General features: G+C 63.0%; 19 protein-coding genes and 1 pseudogene. 7 read left to right on the forward strand and 13 right to left on the reverse strand.

What is annotated here, in order from left to right; all coding sequences use genetic code 11:
* Positions 1–16: 16 nt before the first annotated feature.
* The gene (locus EJB06_RS29825) at positions 17–385 is read right to left on the reverse strand and encodes a nucleotide pyrophosphohydrolase (RefSeq protein ID WP_229427350.1); all 369 of its coding nucleotides are present in this window, start codon (positions 383–385) and stop codon (positions 17–19) included.
* Between the two features lie 226 nt (positions 386–611).
* On the opposite strand from EJB06_RS29825, the gene EJB06_RS29830 reads away from it, so the two are divergent.
* Positions 612–1442 (forward strand): carbonic anhydrase, encoded by an 831-nt coding sequence (locus EJB06_RS29830; RefSeq protein ID WP_126077662.1) that lies wholly within the window; start codon positions 612–614, stop codon positions 1440–1442.
* Between the two features lie 42 nt (positions 1443–1484).
* Here the strand turns inward: EJB06_RS29830 and can are convergent, their stop codons facing one another.
* The 7 genes from can to EJB06_RS29865 all read right to left on the reverse strand — a co-directional run bounded on the left by can (position 1485) and on the right by EJB06_RS29865 (position 10400).
* Positions 1485–2147, reverse strand: coding sequence for a carbonate dehydratase (gene can, locus EJB06_RS29835; protein WP_126077663.1), 663 nt, complete (start codon positions 2145–2147; stop codon positions 1485–1487).
* A gap of 87 nt (positions 2148–2234) precedes the next feature.
* Positions 2235–3368, reverse strand: coding sequence for a molecular chaperone DnaJ (dnaJ, locus tag EJB06_RS29840; protein ID WP_126077664.1), 1134 nt, complete (start codon positions 3366–3368; stop codon positions 2235–2237).
* Between the two features lie 139 nt (positions 3369–3507).
* On the reverse strand, positions 3508–5454 hold the full coding sequence (gene dnaK / locus EJB06_RS29845; protein ID WP_126077665.1) for a molecular chaperone DnaK: 1947 nt from the start codon (positions 5452–5454) through the stop codon (positions 3508–3510).
* Positions 5455–5546: 92 nt separating this feature from the next.
* The gene (grpE, locus tag EJB06_RS29850) at positions 5547–6083 is read right to left on the reverse strand and encodes a nucleotide exchange factor GrpE (protein WP_126077666.1); all 537 of its coding nucleotides are present in this window, start codon (positions 6081–6083) and stop codon (positions 5547–5549) included.
* Positions 6084–6515: 432 nt separating this feature from the next.
* Positions 6516–7622: a ferrochelatase gene (gene hemH / locus EJB06_RS29855; protein WP_126077667.1), complete on the reverse strand. Its 1107-nt coding sequence runs from the start codon at positions 7620–7622 to the stop codon at positions 6516–6518.
* 157 nt (positions 7623–7779) lie between these two features.
* Positions 7780–9444, reverse strand: coding sequence for a DNA repair protein RecN (gene recN, locus EJB06_RS29860; RefSeq protein WP_126077668.1), 1665 nt, complete (start codon positions 9442–9444; stop codon positions 7780–7782).
* A gap of 53 nt (positions 9445–9497) precedes the next feature.
* A complete protein-coding gene (locus tag EJB06_RS29865; protein WP_126077669.1) occupies positions 9498–10400 on the reverse strand; it encodes an NAD kinase in 903 nt (300 codons plus the stop codon).
* Positions 10401–10958: 558 nt separating this feature from the next.
* On the opposite strand from EJB06_RS29865, the gene EJB06_RS29870 reads away from it, so the two are divergent.
* The 5 genes from EJB06_RS29870 (at position 10959) to gloA (ending at position 16524) form a co-directional block, all read left to right on the forward strand.
* Positions 10959–11273 carry a hypothetical protein gene (locus EJB06_RS29870; RefSeq protein ID WP_198420952.1) on the forward strand — a complete coding sequence of 105 codons (315 nt, stop codon included), beginning with the start codon at positions 10959–10961 and terminating at the stop codon, positions 11271–11273.
* Positions 11270–12571: a PQQ-dependent sugar dehydrogenase gene (locus EJB06_RS29875; RefSeq protein ID WP_126077670.1), complete on the forward strand. Its 1302-nt coding sequence runs from the start codon at positions 11270–11272 to the stop codon at positions 12569–12571. The genes EJB06_RS29870 and EJB06_RS29875 overlap by 4 nt, the downstream gene beginning before the upstream one ends.
* A 109-nt stretch (positions 12572–12680) precedes the next feature.
* A complete protein-coding gene (locus EJB06_RS29880) occupies positions 12681–13109 on the forward strand; it encodes an OsmC family protein (RefSeq protein WP_126077671.1) in 429 nt (142 codons plus the stop codon).
* 213 nt (positions 13110–13322) lie between these two features.
* Entirely contained in the window at positions 13323–16019 is a 2697-nt protein-coding gene (locus EJB06_RS29885; RefSeq protein ID WP_126077672.1) for a TonB-dependent receptor plug domain-containing protein, read from the forward strand.
* A gap of 91 nt (positions 16020–16110) precedes the next feature.
* Positions 16111–16524, forward strand: a complete 414-nt coding sequence (gene gloA / locus EJB06_RS29890) for a lactoylglutathione lyase (RefSeq protein ID WP_126077673.1) — start codon at positions 16111–16113, stop codon at positions 16522–16524.
* A 72-nt stretch (positions 16525–16596) separates the two neighbouring features.
* Here the strand turns inward: gloA and EJB06_RS29895 are convergent, their stop codons facing one another.
* From EJB06_RS29895 to EJB06_RS29915, 5 genes and pseudogenes are all read right to left on the reverse strand, one after another.
* Complete coding sequence (locus EJB06_RS29895) at positions 16597–17955, reverse strand: TolC family outer membrane protein (RefSeq protein WP_126077674.1); 1359 nt, start codon at positions 17953–17955, stop codon at positions 16597–16599.
* An 85-nt stretch (positions 17956–18040) separates the two neighbouring features.
* Positions 18041–18364: a rhodanese-like domain-containing protein gene (locus tag EJB06_RS29900; RefSeq protein ID WP_126077675.1), complete on the reverse strand. Its 324-nt coding sequence runs from the start codon at positions 18362–18364 to the stop codon at positions 18041–18043.
* 12 nt (positions 18365–18376) lie between these two features.
* Positions 18377–19030 (reverse strand): protein-L-isoaspartate O-methyltransferase family protein, encoded by a 654-nt coding sequence (locus tag EJB06_RS29905; RefSeq protein WP_126077676.1) that lies wholly within the window; start codon positions 19028–19030, stop codon positions 18377–18379.
* A 160-nt stretch (positions 19031–19190) separates the two neighbouring features.
* On the reverse strand, positions 19191–19832 hold the full coding sequence (locus EJB06_RS29910; protein WP_126077677.1) for a TetR/AcrR family transcriptional regulator: 642 nt from the start codon (positions 19830–19832) through the stop codon (positions 19191–19193).
* Between the two features lie 420 nt (positions 19833–20252).
* Positions 20253–20789: pseudogene (locus EJB06_RS29915) on the reverse strand (transposase family protein); the annotation flags it as partial.
* An 88-nt stretch (positions 20790–20877) separates the two neighbouring features.
* On the opposite strand from EJB06_RS29915, the gene EJB06_RS33160 reads away from it, so the two are divergent.
* On the forward strand, positions 20878–21063 hold the full coding sequence (locus EJB06_RS33160; RefSeq protein WP_370660164.1) for a Pycsar system effector family protein: 186 nt from the start codon (positions 20878–20880) through the stop codon (positions 21061–21063).
* The last annotated feature ends 36 nt before the right edge of the window (positions 21064–21099 follow it).

Consider the following 21099-nt stretch of genomic DNA (forward strand, 5'->3'; position numbering starts at 1 on the left):
CGCCGAACCCGCCGGCTCAGTCCGGCGGGTATTCGTGGTATTTGCGCGCATCGCCGCGCACCTTGTCTGCCGGGTACTTGGCCCGGTTGAGCGCCATCTTTTCTTCCACCGCCGCGCCCAGGTCGACATCGAGCCGGTCCGCCAGCAGCACCAGGTAGACCAGCACGTCGGCCATTTCGTGGCGCACCTGGACCAGCTTGTCCTCGCCCAGTTCTTCCCGCACGCCGGTCTTGATCCACTGGAAATGCTCGAGCAGCTCGGCCGCTTCCACCGACAGCGCCGACGACAGGTTTTTGGGCGTGTGGAACTGGCCCCAGTCGCGCTCCTCGACGAAGCTGCGGGCGAGTGCGCGGATGCTTTCCAGCCGGTTATTTTCTTGATTCAAATTATTACTCCATTCGTATTTTCCACACTGTTGCCAGGCGGCCCGCGCCACCATATGTGTTGCGTCTTTGCAGCAAGTGCGCGTTTTGTTGTATTTACTTGCGATAGGACAAGATACTATTGCCGGACAGAGCGAGCGCCACGACGCGCCCCTGTGCAGTCATGCGGCCATGCCCCCGCCGCGACGCCACTCCATACGGTAGCCCATTCGATCAAAAGGAAATCACATGTTTTCACGTATGACCGTCGTTTCGCTGGCGCTGGCCGCCATCCTGCCGCTGTCGGCGCAGGCCCAGGACGCCCAGCCCGCCCCGGCAGCACAGCCTGCCCAGCCCGCCCAGCCTGCACCTCGCGCGGCGCACGGCGCCCACGCCAAGCACGAGTGGACGTATTCCGGCAAGACCGGGCCGACACGCTGGGGCGGCATCAAGTCCGATTATGTCATCTGCAAGACCGGCCATGCGCAGTCGCCGATCGATATCCGCACCAACGCGACCAGCAAATCCACGCTCGACCCGATCCTGTTCGAATACCAGATATCGCCGCTGAAAATCATCGATAACGGCCACACGGTGCAGGTCAATTATGCGCCGGGCAGCGGGATGTCGATCAGCGGCGTGCGCCATGAATTGCTGCAGTTCCATTTCCATACGCCGAGCGAAGAGCGCATCAACGGCAAGCAGTATCCCCTGGGATTGCACCTGGTCCACAAGAACGCGGACAACAAGCTGGCCGTGGTTGCGGTGCTGTTCAAGCTGGGCAAGGAAAACCCGGCGCTGGCGGCTATTTTCAACAACCTGCCGAAGGAAGCCGAAGTCGAGCAGGCGGTCGAGGGCGTGACGATCGACATGATGGGCATCTTGCCGCCAACCCAGGGTTACTATAACTTCCCGGGCTCGCTGACCACGCCGCCGTGCAGCGAGGAAGCCAACTGGTTCGTCCTGAAGACGCCGGTAGAAATGTCGAAAGCGCAGCTGGCCCAGTTCCACAAGCTGTACAAGCACAACGCCCGTCCGGTGCAGCACCTGAACGGGCGTGTGATTAAAGAAAGCAATTAAGCGGCAAAGCTGAACAAGGTCGCCCCGCGCGGGCGAGCGCCCTTACGCTTCCTGGTACTCCAGCAGGCGCGCCGCCAGTTTCGGCGCCAGTTCATCGGCGCCGCTCACGCTCATCCCCAGGTCGCGCAGCAAGCCGTCGTGCAGGCCGTACACCCAGCCATGCACGGTCAGCGGCTGGCCGCGTTCCCAGGCGTCCTGCACCACCGTGGTCTGCGCCGTGTTGACCACCTGCTCCGTCACGTTCAGCTCGCACAAGCGGTCCGCGCGCGCACGCGAGGGCAACACATCGCCCAGGTATTTCTCGTGCTTTTGCTGCACATCCTGCACATGGCGCAGCCAGTTGTCGGCCAGGCCGACGCGCTTGTTGATCATGGCCGCGTGCACGCCCGAGCAGCCGTAGTGGCCGCAGACGATCACGTGCTTGACCTTGAGCACGTCGATCGCGAATTGCAGCACGGTCAGGCAGTTCAGGTCGGAATGCACGACCACATTGGCGATATTGCGGTGGACGAACAATTCGCCCGGCGCCAGTCCCAGCAACTCGTTGGCCGGCACGCGGCTGTCGGAACAGCCGATCCACAGATACTCGGGCGACTGCTGGGCGGTCAGGGCCTTGAAGAAATTTTCATCCCTGGCCACCATCGCCGCGGCCCAGTCGCGGTTGCGTTTGAAGAGCGCGTCGATATCGTATTGTGCTTGCGTCATGTCTGTCCTGTCCGTTCGAAAAAAAACCGCTGACAGGCCCGAGAGCCAGTTTCAGCGGTTAAGTGAATATGCGTGGCTAGGCCCGCCTTATTCGAAAAAATCTTTCACCTTGTCCATCCAGCCTTTGCTTTGCGGACTATGCTTGCCGCCGCCTTCGACCGTCAGGCGCTCGAATTCGCGCAGCAGGTCTTTTTGCTTGTCGGTCAGCTTGACCGGCGTTTCGACCGCCACGTGGCAGAACAGGTCGCCCGGGTAACCGGAACGGCGGCCTTTGATGCCCTTCGCCTTCAGGCGGAAGGTCCGGCCCGATTGCGTGCCTTCAGGAATCGTGAACGAGACCTTGCCGGACAGGGTCGGCACTTCGATGTCGCCGCCCAGGGTCGCCTTGACGAAGGAAATCGGCATTTCGCAATGCAGGTCGTCGCCTTCGCGGTTGAACACGGCGTGCGGCTTGACCCGCACTTCGATCAACAGGTCGCCCGGCGGCCCGCCGTTGGTGCCCGGCTGGCCGAGCCCCTTGTAGCGGATGCTCATGCCGCTTTCGATACCGGCCGGAATATTGACTTCCTGGACCTTGTGGCGCTTGATCATGCCCTCGCCGCCGCATGGCGCGCACGGATCGGCGATGATCTTGCCGCTGCCGTGGCAGCGCGAGCAGGTCTGCTGGATGCTGAAGAAGCCTTGCTGCACGCGCGTCTGGCCGTGTCCGCCGCACTGGGTACAGGTGACCGGCGACGTGCCCGGCTTGGCGCCGCTGCCGTGGCAGGTTTCGCACTTGTCCCAGGTCGGGATGCGCAGTTCCTGGCTGTGGCCGTGCGCCGCCTGCTCCAGCGTGATATCGAGGCTCATGCCCATGTCGGCGCCACGGTACACTTGTGGACCGGAACTGCGACTGCGGCCGCCGCCGCCGAAAATATCGCCGAAGATATCGCCGAAGCTGTCCGGGAAGCCGCCGGCGCCGCCAAACCCGCCGCCACCGCCGCCGCCCATGTTCGGATCGACGCCGGCGTGACCGTAGCGGTCGTACGCCTCGCGCTTTTCCGGATTGGTCAGCATTTCGTACGCTTCCTTGACTTCCTTGAACTTCTCTTCCGATTCCTTACTGTCCGGATTGCGGTCCGGATGGTATTTCATCGCAAGCTTGCGATACGACTTCTTGATCTCTTCTTCAGAAGCATTCTTGGCGACCCCGAGGATCTGGTAAAAATCACGCTTTGCCATTTGTCGGCACCTTGCTGTCTAGCTACTACGCTACTGTTTATGCAAAAAACCGAGCCGCTGGAGGGCTCGGCTTGTCGTGGCCTTTGCTCGATCCGGGCGCGCCGCCTACCGCTGCAACGCGCCCCTGCTCCGGCATGAATTACTTGGCGTCCTTGACTTCCTTGAAGTCGGCGTCGATGACGTCGTCCTGGGCCGGCTTGCCTTCGGCCGCACCCGCCTGCTGGCCGGCGCTTGCATCGGCGCCACCGGCAGCTTGCTGCGCCTGCTGGTCGGCGTACATCTTCTCGCCCAGCTTCTGCGACGCGGCAGACAGTTTCTCGATCTTGGCATCGATCTCGGCCTTGTCGCCGGACTTGATCGCGCCTTCGACGTCGGTGATGGCCGCTTCGATGGCTTCCTTCTCGCCCGCTTCCAGCTTGTCGCCGTATTCGGTCAGCGACTTGCGGGTCGAGTGCACCAGGTTATCGGCCTGGTTGCGCGATTCGGCCAGTTCCTTGACCTTCTTGTCTTCTTCGGCGTTGACTTCGGCGTCTTTCACCATCTTCTGGATTTCGGCTTCGGTCAGGCCGGAGTTGGCCTTGATCGTGATCTTGTTCTCTTTGCCGGTGGCCTTGTCCTTGGCGCCGACGTGCAGGATGCCGTTGGCGTCGATGTCGAAGGTCACTTCGATCTGCGGCGTGCCGCGCGATGCAGGCGGGATGCCTTCGAGGTTGAATTCGCCCAGGCCCTTGTTGCCGGCCGCGATTTCACGCTCGCCCTGGAATACCTTGATCGTCACCGCAGGCTGGTTGTCTTCGGCGGTCGAAAACACCTGGCTGAACTTGGTCGGGATCGTGGTGTTCTTGTGGATCATCTTGGTCATCACGCCGCCCATGGTTTCGATACCCAGCGACAGCGGGGTCACGTCCAGCAGCAGCAGGTCCTTGCGCTCGCCCGACAGCACGGCGCCCTGGATGGCGGCGCCGACAGCGACGGCTTCATCCGGATTGACGTCCTTGCGCGGATCCTTGCCGAAGAATTCCTTGACCTTTTCCTGCACCTTCGGCATGCGGGTCATGCCGCCGACCAGGATGATGTCGTCGATGTCGGAGACTTTAACGCCGGCATCCTTGATCGCCATCTTGCACGGCTCGATGGTGGCCGCGATCAGTTCCTCGACCAGCGACTCGAGCTTGGCGCGGGTCATTTTGAGGTTCAGGTGGACCGGCGCGCCGTTCGCCATGGCGATGTACGGCTCGTTGATTTCGGTTTGCGCCGACGACGACAGTTCGATCTTCGCGCGCTCGGCCGACGCCTTGATGCGCTGCAGGGCGATCGGATCTTTTTTCAGGTCCAGGCCGTTGATCTTCTTGAACTCGTCGATGATGTAATCGATGACGCGCTGGTCGAAGTCTTCGCCGCCGAGGAAGGTGTCGCCGTTGGTCGAGAGCACTTCGAACTGCTTTTCGCCATCGACGTCGGCGATTTCGATGATCGAGACGTCGAAGGTGCCGCCGCCCAGGTCATACACGGCGATCTTGCGGTCGCCCTTGTCGGTCTTGTCCAGGCCGAACGCCAGCGCGGCCGCGGTCGGCTCGTTGATGATGCGCTTGACGTCCAGGCCGGCGATACGGCCGGCGTCCTTGGTAGCCTGGCGCTGCGAATCGTTGAAGTAGGCAGGCACGGTGATGACCGCTTCGGTCACTTCTTCGCCGAGGTAGTCTTCGGCGGTTTTCTTCATCTTGCGCAGGACTTCGGCCGAGATTTGCTGGGCCGCCAGTTTCTTGTCGCGCACGCCGATCCAGGCATCGCCGTTGTCGGCCTTGATGATCGAATACGGCATCAGGCCGATATCTTTCTGCACTTCTTTTTCGTCGAACTTACGGCCGATCAGGCGCTTTACCGCGAACAGGGTGTTCTTCGGGTTGGTGACGGCCTGGCGCTTGGCCGGTGCGCCGACGAGGATTTCGCCATCTTCTTGGTAAGCAATAATGGAAGGCGTCGTACGCGCGCCTTCTGCGTTCTCGATTACCTTTGGCTGACCGTTTTCCATGATGGCCACGCAGGAGTTCGTCGTGCCAAGGTCAATACCGATAATTCTGCCCATGATTTTTTTCCTTTTAATTACTTAGTTTCAGATGACTTGAATATGTGGAAAAACTGCGTGCTTTCAAGACCTTGCAAGAGAGCACACCGTATTTATTTTGCTTGTGCTGCGGTAACGATGGCGGGACGCAGCAGGCGGTCGGCGATCATATAGCCTTTTTGCAGCACGCTGACCACGGTGTTCGCTTCCTGCTCGGCAGGAACCACGGCGACGGCCTGGTGCTTCATCGGATCGAGCTTGTCGCCCTGGGCCGGCAGCACTTCGACCAGCTTGTTCTTCTCGAATGCCGAGGTGAGCTGCTTGAGGGTCATTTCGACGCCTTCTTTCAGCGAGTCGAGCGATGGGGACTCGACCTTGAGCGCCATTTCGAGACTGTCGCGTACCGGCACCATGGCTTCGGCGAAACTTTCGATGGCGAATTTGTGCGCCTTGCTGACGTCTTCCTGGGCGCGGCGGCGGATGTTTTCGCCTTCGGCCTTGGCGCGCATGAAGGCGTCGTGCATTTCGGCCAGCTTGGCTTCGGTGGCGCTGAGCTGCTCTTCGAGGCTCGGCTCGCCATTGGCAGGGGCCGCAGCCTGGACGGATTCGTCGGACGGTGGCGACACTTCTGGATTTTCTTGCTCTTGCATCGGAAAAGCTCCTGGAATCAATGACTTAACTAATTGTTTGACCTGTCTTGCTAGCCACATAGACACCCAAATGGGGCTATAACCTACATTTTCAAGGGGAATCCTGCAGCGTTGCTTTTTAGTGCACTGTTACAAATATTACCAATGAGGGGATTCTTTTCAGGACGGCCCGGACTACCATGAAGATATCCAGCTCGCGAGCGCGTGCATCGCCCGCGCCACAGCTGTTTCAGGGAGTTCGACATGAAGTTGCCGTTGATTGCCGCCAGCGTTGTTGCTTACACCGTGCTAGCGCTGGCCATGATCTGCTATGCCGGTCTGAGTGTGCACGGAACGCTATTTTAACAGGCGGCAAAGCGCGCCTGTCAATCCGCACGGGTGGAGGCACGGCGGTAGGCACCGCGGTAGGCACGGCGGTAGGCCGCCGTCCGGTCAGCTTGCGCCCAGTTGCTGGGCGTTGCGGCGGCCTGCTTCCAGGTCCTGTTTTTCCGCTTCGCGCTGGGCGGGCGTGGCTCTGGTGTTCCAGCCCAGCAGGTGCTGCTCGGTGATGTCGGCCAAGCCGGCGATCCAGGCAGGCGATTCGTTCAGGCACGGGATGTAATGGAATTCGCGTCCGCCGGCGGCCTCGAAGTCGTGCTTCGCTTCCATGGCGATCTCTTCCAGCGTTTCCAGGCAGTCGCTCGTGAAACCGGGGCAGATCAGGTCGACACGCTTGAGGCCGTCTTTCGCCATCTGTACCAGGGTCGGCGCCGTGTACGGCTGCAGCCATTCGGCCTTGCCGAAGCGCGACTGGAAGGTCACCAGGTATTGCTCGCTCGATAGGCCCAGTGCGGTCGCCAGCAGGCGCGCCGTCTTATGGCATTCGCAGTGGTAGGGGTCGCCCAGCATCAGGGTGCGCTTCGGCACGCCGTGAAAACTCATCACCAGCTTGTCGCCTCGGCCGTTGACTTTCCAGTGCGCCAGCACGCTGTCGCGCAGGGCGTCGATGTAGCCGTCCTGGTCGTGGTAGTGCTTGATCATGCGCAGTTCCGGCACGTTGCGCACCCCGGCGTAGTGGGCGAACACGGCGTCGCTGATGGAGCCGGTGGTGGTTCCCGAATATTGCGGGTAGGCCGGCAGGATGGCGATGCGCTCGCAGTTCTCCGCCTTGAGCTGGTCCAGCACTTCCGGCAGGGAAGGCGAGCCGTAGCGCATGGCCATCACCACCTTGACCGCATCGTGTCCGCGCTCGCCCAGCAGGCCGCGCAGCAGGAGCGCCTGCTTCTGGGTGTGGACCTTGAGCGGGGAGCCTTCCTTGGTCCAGATCGACGCGTACTTGGCGGCCGACTGGCTGGAGCGGAACGGCAGGATAATCAGGTGCAGGATCATCCACCAGAGGGCGCGCGGAATTTCCACCACGCGCGGATCGGACAGGAATTCCTTCAGGTAGCGCCGCACGGCCGGAGTGGTCGGGGCATCGGGGGTGCCCAGGTTGACCAGCACCACGGCATTGCGCGCCGGGGTGCCGTGGGTGAAGGGAGGTTCTTTGCGGAAAGACATGGGTTCGGCGATCGTGAGCGGGAGAGCCGATATTATAGGGTTCTGTGTTAAATCCCAGCACTATTTACGTGGGATGAACCGGTTTTCGGGAGGGATGACCCGGTAGCACCAGCGCCATCGATTGCGTCGTCTCCGCGAAGGCGGGGACGACGGCAGCTTACAACGCCAGCAATTCCCGTGCGTGCTTGCGCGTGGTCGCCGTAATCTCCACCCCGCCGAGCATGCGCGCCACTTCCTCCACGCGCGCCTTGTTGTCCAGCACGTCGATGTGCGACACCGTCTTGCCCTCCCCCGTGGTCCCCTTGGCCACCTGGAAATGCTGGTTGGCCTGGCTGGCCACCTGCGGCAAGTGCGTCACGCACAGTACCTGGCGTTCCTGCCCCAAACGCTTGAGCAGCCGGCCCACCACTTCCGCCACCGCCCCGCCGATGCCGCTGTCGACCTCGTCGAAAATCAGGGTCGGCGTGGTCGTCGCATTCGAGGTAATCACCGAAATGGCCAGCGCGATGCGCGCCAGTTCGCCGCCCGACGCCACCTTGGCCAGCGGACGCGGCGCCACTCCGGCGTGACCGGCCACCAGGAACTCCACCTGCTCCACCCCGCTGGCGGTCGGCTCGCACGGATTGAGCCCGACCACGAAACTGCCCCCGGTCATGCTCAGCTCCTGCATGGCCGCCGTCACCTGCGTGCCCAGCAGCCGCGCCGCCGTGGCGCGCGTGGCCGACAGGCGCGCCGCCGCCGTCATATAGCTTTCCCTGATCTTTTCTTCCTGCTGGCGCAGCCCGTCCAGGTCGCTGGCGTCGGCCAGTTGCTTGAGGCGCTCCGACAGGCTGGCAAATTCCTCCGGCAATTCATCGGGCGTCACGCGGAACTTGCGCGCCGTCATGTGGATCGCTTCCATGCGCGCATCGACCGTGCGCAGGCGCTCGGGATCGAGGTCGACCTTGTCCAGGTAGTTATTCAGCGCATACACCGCTTCCTGCAACTGGATGCGGGCCGGTTCCATGCAGTCGAGCACGGTCTGCATCTGCGCATCGACCGCCACCAGCTTGCCCAGCTTCTGGTTGAGCGACGACAGTTGCGACAGGATCGGATGGTCCGACTCGGAAATCGCGGCCAGCGCTTCCTGCGCCCCTTCGAGCAGGCTGGCGGCGTGCGACAGGCGGCTGTGTTCGTTGGTGATCTCGCTCCACTCGCCCGGCTTCACGGCCAGCTTTTGCAGTTCGGCCACCTGCCACTCCAGGCGTTCGCGCTCGATCAGCACGTTCTTGGCATTGGTTTCGAATTCCTCGCGCTGGCGCGCCAGGGCGCGCCAGGCCTTGTGGGTGGCGGCCACGGTCTGGGCGTCGGCGCCTGCCCCGGCATCCTTGAAGGCGGCCTGGTTATCGAGCAGCGCGCGCTGGGCCTCGGTTTTGAGCAGCGACTGGTGCGCATGCTGGCCGTGGATATCGACCAGCATGTCGCCCAGGTCGCGCAGCTGGGCGGCGGTGGCGGCGATGCCGTTGATGAAGGCCTTGGAGCGGCCGGCGTTGTCGATCACGCGGCGCAGCAGCGCCCCGCCCTCCTCGACGGCGAATTCGTTCTGTTCCAGCCAAGCCTTTGCGGCGGCGCTGACCGAAAAATCGGCCGTGATATCGGCCTTGGGCGCGCCCTCGCGCACCACGCTGGCGTCGCCGCGCCCGCCCAGCGCCAGCTGCAGCGCATCGATCAGGATCGACTTGCCGGCCCCGGTTTCGCCGGTGAACACGGAAAAGCCGCTGGAAAATTCAAGTTCGATGGTATCGACAATGACGAAATCACGGATGGTCAGGGTACGCAGCATGAAGGTGTGTCAGTCCAGTATTCGAATGGGGAATGGCGTGCGGGACAGCGCTCTCAGCGCAGCTTGCCCTCGCCCGACGGATATTCGTTCCAGTGCAATTTTTCGCGCAGGGTGTCGTAATAGCTCCAGCCTTCCGGATGCAGGAAGGTGATGTGGTTGGGCGAGCGCGAGATGACGATCTGGTCGCGGTGCGCGAGGCTGGCGAAGGTCTGCATGTCGAAGTTGACGCTGGTATCGCGCCCGCCGACGATTTCGACCACGATTTCGCTGCTGTCGGGCACCACGATCGGCCGGTTCGACAGCGCATGCGGGGCGATCGGCACCAGCACGATGCCGCCCAGGCTCGGGTGCAGCAGCGGGCCGCCGGCCGACAGCGCGTACGCGGTCGAGCCGGTCGGGGTGGAGATGATCAGGCCGTCGGAGCGCTGGTTGTACATGAAATTGCCGTCGACAGCGACCTTCAGCTCGACCATGCCGGCGCCGGCGCCGCGCGCCACCACCACGTCGTTGACCGCCAGACCGCAGGCGATCATGGCGCCGTCGCGCATGACCCGGCCTTCGAGCAGGGTGCGTTTTTCGGCGCGCGCCTTGCCGCCGAGAATGTCGCCGATGACCGGGATCATGCGGTCGATGGGGATGTCGGTCATGAAGCCCAGGCGCCCCTGGTTGATGCCGATCAGCGGCACGTCGAAGGGCGCCAGCTGGCGCGCGATGCCGAGCATGGTGCCGTCGCCGCCCATGACGATCACGGCGCAGGCCGCCGCACCGATGCCGCTCACGCTCATCGCCTCGATCCCGGGCAGGCCGAGGTGGGCCGCGGTTTCGCTCTCGAACACGACGCGGTAGCCGGCGCCTTGCAGGAAGGCGAGCAGGCGCCCGACCGGCTCGCCGATGCCGACCGTGTTATGCCGCACGACGAGCGCGATGGTTTGTTGCGATGTTGGCGTAGCGGGCATAGACTTCTCGGCGGTTGAGGGGCGACACGCAGGAGATTACCCCATAATGCCTGCTGATGCCATACGGCGGCCATCGGCGGCACTACTGTATGCATCCACAGTGGCGCAGTATAAGTGCGAGTGGGCGCGCGGGCAAGCGCATTCCACCTTCCGCCCCGTGCAGACAGGCGCATTCCCCGCGCAGGCGGGGGTCCATAGCACCTCGGAGCATAGGTACCTTGGGCCCCCGCCTGCGCGGGGGCGACGGTAGAGGAGCGCGGGGGAGACGGCCGAAGCTTACTGGGAGACGGTGGAAGGTTGCCCGGAGACGGCCAAAGGTTACTGGGAGACGGTGGAAGGTTACCCGGAGACGGCCAAAGGTTACTGGGGAAACGGTGGAAGGTTGTCCGGAGACGGCCGAAGCTTACTGGGAGACGGCCGAAGCTTACTGGGAGACGGTCGAAGGTTGCGGGGATACGCTTGGAGGTTTGCAGGAAAAGGCCAAGTCCAATTGAACGGCCATCTTCCCTTCTAAGCGATACCATTTGCACAATGAGTCCATCCACAGGGAGCAGTACCATGGTTACCGAAACGCACGACCGCAAAATCAACACCGACGCCAAGGTCCACGACGACGACGTCAAGCGCCTGCCCCACGAGCGCGACGAATCGCCCGACGGCCACCACAAGGAACCGCGCGGCGTCATGAAGCAGGCCGCCGACGACCTGGCCCAGGGCCTGGTCGATACCGACATGCACGGCCTGCGCGGCGTCGAGGAAGTGGCGCCCACCAGCGGTTCCGGCCAGGCCCGGCCCAAGGCCGACGCCGGCAGCGGCATGCGCCATCACGAACCGGCAGACCAGACCAAGGACGAGGGCAAGGACGGGGCATGAAACGTGCGCGCCTGATCCTCGCGTTGAGCGTGGCCGGCGCCGCGCCGGGCTTGCAAGCCCAGGCCATGCCGCCCGGCTTCGGCCCGAATCCGGCGCTGCCGGCGCCGTCGCGCTCGATGCTGCCGACCATGCACATCGCCCCCGCCTCGCCCTGGCCCAGGGGCGCCAAGCCGGTGGTGGCGCAGGGCCTGGCGGTGGCGGCCTACGCCAGCGGACTCGATCATCCGCGCTGGCTGTACGTGCTGCCCAACGGCGACGTGCTGGTGGCCGAAACCAACAAACCGCCCAAGCCCGACGAAGGCTTCAGCCTGCGCGGCATGGTCATGAAGCACGAGATGAAAAAGGCCGGGGCGGCGGTCCCGTCCGCCAACCGCATCACCCTGCTGCGCGGCGCCGGCCCCAACGGCGAGGCGGCCAGCCGCTCGGTCTTCCTCGACGGCCTGTTCTCGCCCTTCGGCATGGCACTGGTGGGCAACGACCTGTATGTCGCCAACGCCGACGCGCTGCTGCGCTTCCCCTACCAGGAAGGGCAGACCAGCATCGGCGCCAAGGGCGTGAAGGTGATGGACTTGCCGGCCGGGATCAACCATCACTGGACCAAGAACGTCGTCGCCAGTCCCGACGGCACGCGCCTGTATGTCTCGGTCGGCTCGAACAGCAATGTCGGCGAAAACGGGCTCGACAAGGAAGAAGGCCGCGCCGCGATCTGGGAATTCAACCCGGCCGACGGCAAATCGCGCGTGTTCGCGAGCGGCTTGCGCAATCCGGTCGGCATGGGTTTCCAGCCGCACAGCGGGGCGCTGTGGACCAGCGTCAACGAACGCGACGAGCTCGGCAACGACCTCGTGCCCGACTACATGACCTCGGTGAAAGACGGCGGCTTCTACGGCTGGCCGTACAGTTACTTCGGCCAGCATGTCGATGCGCGGGTCGAACCGGCCCGCCCCGACATGGTGGCAAAAGCGCTCTCGCCCGATTACGCGCTCGGCGCGCACACGGCCTCGCTGGGGCTGGCGTTCTACAACGCCGACCTGATGCCGGCGTTTAAGAACGGCGCGCTGATCGGCCAGCATGGCTCCTGGAACCGCAAGCCGTTTTCGGGCTACAAGGTGATCTATGTGCCCTTCACCGACGGCAAGCCGAACGGGCCGCCGCAAGACGTGCTGACCGGCTTCCTGAGCGCCGACGGCCGCGCCTTCGGGCGCCCGGTGGGCGTGGCGGTGGACCAGGGCGGCGGCATCCTGGTGGCGGACGATGTCGGCAATACGGTCTGGCGCATCACGCCGACCGGTAAATAGCTGCAGCGCAGCATTCCCCATCCCCATGGTGCGCTAGCGAACAGATGGACCGCAGTTCGCGGCGCATGATGGCTTTATCGCATTATTGGAAGTTCTAAGGAGAAACACCATGATCAAACGTTCAGGAAGCGCTGTCTGGAGTGGCGGCATCAAGGATGGCAAAGGCAGCATCTCGACCCAGAGCGGTGCGCTCGACAATACGCAGTACGGCTTCAACACCCGTTTCGAGAATGGTCCGGGCACCAATCCGGAAGAGCTGATCGGCGCGGCGCACGCAGGCTGCTTCACCATGGCGCTGTCGGGCCAGTTGGGCGAAGCCGGGATGACGGCGCAGAAACTGGCAACCACGGCCACCGTGACGCTGGACAAGGTCGACGACGGATTCACGATTTCGGCCGTGCATCTGAATCTGGTGGCGACCATTCCCGGCGCCAACCAGGAAGCTTTCGAAGCGGCAGTCCTGCGCGCGAAAAATAATTGCCCGGTATCGAAGCTGCTGAACGCGGCGATTACGCTGGACGCACGCCTGGAAGAGTAATGTTGTTCCCGTCATTCCCGCGCCAGGATGCTTCCGGCGGGAATGACGGTGTCGCCTTTGCGCGTTCTGCCGCCCCCGCTCCCCCGCTGTGTTATCCCCCCTGCATTTTTGCACCAAGCTAGTGCATTTTCATATATATAAGCGCAAAAAGAATCGTTCTCCGGATGGTTTCTGATTGGTATTATTAATTTTTGACTACTAAAAAGCACCTCAATGAACATCACAAATTTGAAATTGACACCGCTGGCGGCAGCGGCGATCAGCTTGCTGTGCGGCGCAGCGCAGCAGGCGCAGGCGCAAACCGCCAGCGCCGGCGCCTCCACCCCCACTTCGGTGGTGGTGACCGGTTCGCGCATTCCGCGCGCCAGCCTCGAAGGCCCGTCGGCCGTGGTCGTCATTACCGGCGAAGAAATCACCAAGCAGGGCTACAAGAACCTGTTCGACGCCCTCAACAACCAGGCGCAGAACAGCGGCTTTACCACCGGCGCCGATTTCGGCAACACGCATACGCCGTCGGCCAACACCATCAGCCTGCGCGGCCTGGGCCCGAACCACACCTTGATCCTGCTCAACGGCCGCCGCCTGGCCGACTTCCCGACCGCGTACGAAGGCGCGGTCAACTTCACCAACCTGGCCAATATTCCGTCGAGCATCGTCGAACGCGTGGAAATCCTCAGCGGCGGCGCCTCCGCCGTGTACGGTTCGGACGCGATCGCCGGCGTGGTCAACATCATCCTCAAGAAAAAAGCCGACGGCGTCGACGTCAACCTGAAGGCCGGCACCACCTCGCGCGGCGGCGGCGGCGACAAGCGCCTGCAAGTGAGCGGCGGGCACAGCTTCGACCAGCTCAACACCGTGTTCAGCCTGGAAGTGCTGGACCGCGATCCGCTGTGGAGCAAGCAGCGCGACTTCATGGCCGTGCGCGACGGCACGCCGACCAACACCCTGTCGCGCAAGAACGTCAACAACGGCAACTTCTACGACCTGGGCGATGCCTGCGGCGCGCTCGGCGACCTGTTCGGCGGCAGCCAGTTCAAGCACAGCGTCAAAAAAGGCACTTACTGCGCCAGCAACCAGGTCAGCCCGACCTACTGGACCACCCAGACCAAGAACCGCAGCACCAATCTGTTCGGCAGCGCCAACTATGCGCTGTCGGGAACGACCGAGCTGTTCGCCGAATTCCTGCTGGGCCAGAACAAGACCGCCAACAACACGCGCGGCCCCTCGTGGACCTCGTCCTCGGCCGACAACAGCTATTTCCTCAACAAGAACAGCGGCGTGTACGAAGCCTGGACCAAGTACATCTCGCCCGAGGAAATGGGCGGCGTGGGCCGCTACAACCGCGTCTGGGACGACCAGGCGACCTCGCTCAGCCTGGGCGCCAAGGGCGATATTGCCGGCACCGGCTGGCGCTACGAGGCCGGCTACAGCGCCTCGTTCTACAAGAGCGAAGGGCATGTGCAGCGCGCGCTGGCCAATATCGACAGCTTCTTCCTGGGGCCGAAACTGGGCGTCGACAAGGAAGGCATCGCCATCTACGCTCCCGACCAGGCGCGCCTGACGCGCCGCCTCACGCCCGAGGAATTCAACAGCATCACCGGCCAGGCCGACAGCGACGACACCTCGCGCAACCAGACCCTGAGCCTGGTCGCCAACGGCGAGCTGTTCGAGCTGCCGGCCGGTCCGGTCAAGCTGGCCACGATCGCCGAAGCCGGCCACCAGCGCTTCGCCAACAAGCCCGACCCGCGCATCAACCAGGGCGTGTTCAACACCCTGGCCAAGAGCGATGTCACCGAAGGCTCGCGCCGACGCTACGCGCTGGGCGTGGAAGCGAGCGTGCCGCTGCTCAAGGACCTGAATTCGACCCTGGCCGGCCGCTACGACCGCTATAACTACGCCGGCCGCAACGAAGGCAAGCTGACCTACAACGCCGGCGCGGAATGGCGTCCGGCCAAGCCGCTGCTGGTACGCGGCAACTATGCCACCAGCTTCCGCGCCCCCGACATGAACTACATCTTCAAGGCGCGCGGCACCGGTTACTACTCGTCGACCACCGATCACTACCGCTGCGCCCAGGCGGGGCAAAGCATCGATACCTGCGACTTCGCCAACATCTCGCCGGGCAGCGATTACGTCCAGACCGGCAGCAAGGACTTGCGCTCGGAAAAAGGCAAATCCTACGGCCTGGGCGCGGTCTGGTCGCCGAGCGCGGACTTCGACGTGACGGTCGACTACTGGAACATCAAGATCGACGACCTGGTCACCAACCTCAGCGCCGACACCCTGCTGCGCGACGAAGCGGCCTGCCGCATCAAGGGCGACCTGAGCTCGCCGACCTGCGCGGACACCATCGCCCGCATCACGCGCAACCCGCTGACGGCGCTCAACAAGCCGGGCGAAATCCGCGAAATCCGGGTCAATCCGATCAACGCCGCCTACCAGGATGCCGACGGCATCGACCTGAGCGCGCGCTACGCCCTGCGCACCCAAAGCTGGGGCAAATTCACGCTCAAGGGCAATTACACCAAGTCCCTGAGCAAGAACTCGCGCCAGTTCGACGGCGACGCCCTGGTTGACGAGCTCGACGAGTTGAGCAACCAGGACTGGCGCGACAAGCTCAATGCCAGCCTGAACTGGAACATCGGCAACTGGTCGAACACCGTGTTCGCCCAGCGCTACGGCAAGGTGCCGAATTCCGCCCAGACCGCCTTCCTGTCGCCGACCACCCTGGTCAACCTGTCGAGCGTGTACAAGGTGACGCCGCGGGCGACGGTCTCGGTGGCGATCAACAACGTCAACAACCGCATCAAGCGCGACACCACCGGCGGCTGGCCGAACTACCCGGTCGGCAACTACAGCCCGGTCGGACGCCAGATCTGGCTGGAGCTGAACTACCACTTCGGTTCGTAAGCGGGCGGGGCCGGCCGCGTGCGGACGCGGCCGGCAGAGAATCGGTGGAGCGCTTAAAATCGTGGCTTGATTTGACGAACAAGGAACTACGATGCGTATTTTGCACACGATGTTACGGGTCGGCGACCTGCAGCGCTCGATCGATTTTTACACCAGGGTGCTGGGCATGACCCTGCTGCGCACCAGCGAAAATGCGGAGTACAAATACACCCTGGCGTTTGTGGGCTACGGCAGCAATCCGGAGCATGCGGAACTGGAGCTGACCTACAACTGGGGCGTGGACAAGTACGAGCTGGGCAATGCCTATGGCCACATCGCCATTTCCGCCGACGACATCGTGTCGGCCTGCGACGCGGCGCGCGCCAACGGCGGCAACGTCACGCGCGAGCCGGGCCCGGTCAAGGGCGGCAGCACCATCATCGCCTTCGTGACCGATCCGGACGGCTACAAGATCGAACTGATCGAACGCAAGGACGGCGTGCGCGCGAATGGCTTGAACGAGTAGACGCGCCGCAAAGACACCCGTGTTAACGAAAAAAAACGCCTCGCAGGAGGCGTTTTTCGTTGGCAGCGACGCTTACTTGACCAGCAAATCGTTGACCGGCACCAGGTCCGCTTCGCGCAGCGAACCGGCGGCCGATTTCAGGCGCAGGCCGTTGAGGATGGTGTCGTAACGCGCACGCGACAGGTCGCGCCGGGTCGAATACAGCTGGCGCTGGGCATTGAGCACGTCGATATTGATGCGCACGCCGACCTGGTAGCCGAGCTTGTTCGATTCGAGCGCCGAATTGCCCGACACTTCCGCCGCCTGCAAGGCGCGCACCTGCGCCAGTCCGCTGTTCACGCCCAAAAAGGCCTGGCGCGCCACGTTGGCGGCGTTGCGGCGGGTCGCTTCGAGGTCGTTGCGGGCCTTGTCTTCGAGCGCGATGGTTTCGCGCACGCGGCTGGTGACGGCAAAGCCGCTGAAGATCGGCACGTTGTAGGCGATCCCGATCGCCTTGCTGTCCGACTTGCCCGACTGCGCCGTCTGGCCGGACATGTTCTGGCGGCTGATGTTGGCCGTCAGGTCCAGGGTCGGATAATGGCCGGCGCGGCTTTTCTGGATTTCGCGCTTGGACAGTTCGTAGCCCAGCTGGGCGCCGACGACGCCATAGTTCTGGCTTTCGGCCGAGGCGACCCAGGGATCGACCAGGGCCGGCTCCGGCGAGGCCAGCAGCACGCCCGGCTTCAGGGTGGCCAGGCTGGCCGGCGCCGTGCCGATGATCGCCTGCAGCGCGCTGCGCTTGTTTTCCAGGTCGTTGATGGCGGCAAACTCCTGCGCCACCACCAGGTCGTAGGCGGCCTGGGCTTCGTGGGTATCGGTGATGGTCTGGGTGCCGACTTCGAAGTTGCGCTTGGCCGAAGCGAGCTGCTCGGTCGTGGCGGTTTTCTGGGCCCGGCTCAGTTCCAGCGTATCCTGCGCGGCCAGCACGTCGAAATAGGCTTGCGACACGCGCGTGATCAGGTCTTGCTGGGCCTGGGCGAACTGGGCTTCGGCCTGGGCTTGCTGCAGCTTGCTCTGTTCGTAGTTCTGCCAGTTAGCCCAGCGAAACAGCGGCTGGTTCAGCGACAGCGTGTGGGTGGTGGTGCGTTCGTTGGCGCCGCCGCTGGTGACCAGGGCCCGGGTGCCGTCCGGGCGGGTCACGGTCTGGCCGACATTCCACGGCGTCGATTCGCCGTCGTTCTTGACGATGCTGCCGTTCAGGCCGACTGTTGGGAGAAGCTGCGAGCGGCCTTGCGGAACCCGTTCCATGCCGGCGGCCAGGGCCGCGCGCGCGCTGGCAAACGCGGCGTCGTTGGCCAGCGCCTGCTGGTAGACCTGGATCAGGTCGGCCGCCTGTGCATTCAAGGAAAAAAATGCGCTGGCGATCAGCACGGCCATGAGGGGTTTCTGCATTGCATTCTCCATTGGAGTCATCAAAAAAAGTTAAAAAAACTTGCAGCCCGGTCGTGGCGCGCGCCGCTGCGCACGGTCGACCGGATCAGTACTTCGGCATGCCGGGGTCGACCTGCAGCGCCCAGGCATGGATCCCGCCGCTCAGGTTGGTCACCCTGGTAAAGCCGTTACGCTCCAAAAAGGCCGCCACCTGCATGCTGCGCGCGCCGTGGTGGCAGATGCAGACGATCTCGGCGTCCTCGTCGAGTTCCTCGATGCGCGCCGGAATCGTGTGCATGACGATCTGGGTCGATCCCTCGATCTTGCAGGTCTCGAACTCCCAGTTTTCGCGCACGTCCAGCAACAGCGGGCGCGCGCGCGCGGGGTCGGCCAGCCAGGCGGCCAACTCGGGGGCGGTCATCTGTTGCATGCCGGGCCCGCCTTAAAACGTGAAATGCGAAGGCTTGACCGACGTCGACAGCATCTTGACGTTGGTTTCGAAGACCTTGACGGTGTCGTACGCGCTCTCGGACACGCGCGTGATCACCTGGGCCGACATGACCGGGGCCTGGCCGACGATGGCGGCGATGCGCCCGCCGACCTTGACCTGCTTGAGGAAGGCTTCCGGCAAGCTTTCCAGCGCGCCCGAGATGACGATGACGTCGAACGGCGCGCCCTTGTCCCAGCCTTCGGCGCCATTGCCCAGTTCGACGGTGACGTTGCTCACGCCGGCGTTGGCCAGGTTGCTGGCGGCCAGGTCTTTCAGTTCCGGGTTGATCTCGACGGTGGTGACGTGGCGCGCCTTGTGCGCCAGGAGGGCTGCCATGTAGCCCGAACCGGCGCCGATTTCGAGCACATTTTCGTGCTTCTTGACCGCTACCTCTTGCAAGATGCGCGCTTCGATCTTCGGCGTGAACATCGCCTCGGCGCCCGGCAGGGGGATTTCGGTATCGACAAAGGCCAGCGTCTTGTAGGCGGCGGGCACGAAATCCTCGCGCTTGACCACCACCAGCAGATCGAGCACGTCCTGGTCCAGCACGTTCCAGGGGCGGATTTGCTGTTCAATCATGTTAAAACGGGCTTGTTCGATATTCATCTTGTGCTCGGTGAGGAAAAATAATAATCCGATATTTTATCGTTGAACGGCCTCGGAACACACATCTTAACGATCCGGGGCCCCGTATCGCGATAAATTGCGACAGTCTGCAGTTTAGAGGGAATGAACGTCGGAAATCGGCGCCCTGGCGCCGCGACGGTCACGGCGCGCGCGGCAGCAGGCCGCTGAGCGTCATGGTGAGGAAGGAATCGATGAAGGCCACCGGGTCCAGTTCGGACATTTCGCAGGGGCCGACCGAGTGCTTCCACAGCATCAGCATGAGCACGGGAGCGATCAGGGTCTGGGTGGTGAGAAACACGTCGAGCGGGCGGAATTCGCCCCGTTCGACGGCGCGTTCGAGCAGGCCGCTGATCATGCTGGTGCCGCGCAGGATGACTTCTTCGCGGTAGAAGACGGCGATATCGGGGAAGTTGCCGGCTTCGGCCATGACCAGCTTGATCATGCCCGAGGACTTGGTGGCGCCGGCGTTGGCCCACCAGGCCTGCATGACGGCGCGCAGCAGGTCGGCGCTGCTGCCCTCGAAGCTGGCGATCATGTCTTCGGCCGCACCCAGGGCGGGCACGATGGTGTCGCGCACCACGGCCTTGAACAGTTCTTCCTTGTTGGTGAAGTACAGATACAGGGTGCCCTTGGACACGCCGGCGCGCTTGGCCACGTCTTCCAGGCGCGTGGACGCAAAGCCGCGCTCGACGAACAGGTCGAGGGCGGCGGCGAGCAACTCCTGGGGACGCGCGTCCTTACGGCGCTCCCAGCGCGGCTTCATCTCGAGAGGACATTGCATGGGGTCTTTTCCGTAACTTACTTGCGAGTCATTAATATAGACCGATGGTTTCACCACGTCAAGTTTGGCGGTCGTCGGGCGACAGATGAGTTTGCGCTAGCGACAGATGAGTTTGCGCTAGCGACAGATAAGATTGCGCTGAACGACACATAAGTTTGCGCTGGCGCAGCTCATTTTCGGGCGGAAGAAGAGCTTGTCGCCAAGGACAGATGAGTTTGCGCTAGGGGCATGAACGGTAAGTGCTGACGCTTCGCGACGGCGGCCGGCCTGCAGCTAGCGTTGGCGACGGCACATGCGTCTTGGATCAGCAGACGTGGTCCCGGCCCGCCGATACGTTGACCGCGAGCATCCAAGTTGCACTTGCAGTACGAGGTTACTCACCGCCGCTGGACGACACGTTCGTTTGCACTGGCGACATATCCGCTTGACCACGTGGCCGGCTGCGCGCAGGAACACCACCATGCGTCGGCTGCCGTAGAACGGTCGGCTCGTGTATTCCTCATCGATCAGTCGGCACAACAGCAAGTCTTCGGTGTCCGCATCCTCCGGGACTGTGGCAGTCAGTCGCCCATACACTGTCGCGCGCGGCACTTCCGCCAGTTCGCATTGCCTGCTCAGGGGCAACTCGTCGGCATCATCGACCCAGCCCATCCGCGCATCAAGGCGCTCACTCCCCCAACTTTTTTTGAGCCAGTCATCCTCCATCTTTAGCCGGCCGATCTCGCTAAACAGGCGATCCTCGCCGCTCTTGTCTTCGACTCGCGTCGGGCGCCGTTTAGTCTCGAACAGCGCGCCCGCAGATTCGAGAATTTCCTTCGTCCACTGGCCGACCAGCTGTGGGTGCACCCCGTACGTATGCGCGATTTCCGTAATCGTCTTCACGTCGCGAACAGCCTCCAGGCCTACCTTCGCTTTGAATTCGGCCGTGTGCACCTTGCACTTTCTTGCTTCACCCATTTGCTGTCATCCTTTCGAGGACGACAGCTTAAACTATCCCGTAGACGCTCTCTCAAAATGTGGATCACTATAGCCGTCGACATCCTATCTGTTTTTTGGTCGAATTGGTCGATGCGCTGATGTCGACTACATCGCAAATTTCAAGTCAGCGTCGTTGGACGATCTGCTCACCGATTGGACCGCGCAAATTCACCGAAACGCGCAGATTGCCTGTGAAAAGTTCAGTTGGGTCCGACGGGGAATGTTGTGGTACTTTCTGGCCATACTACCGTAGTTTGCTGTGGTCAAGTAATTTCGGACACCACGATAG

Source organism: Massilia atriviolacea, assembly GCF_003953935.1.
GTDB classification, from domain to species: Bacteria; Pseudomonadota; Gammaproteobacteria; order Burkholderiales; family Burkholderiaceae_D; genus Telluria_A; species Telluria_A atriviolacea.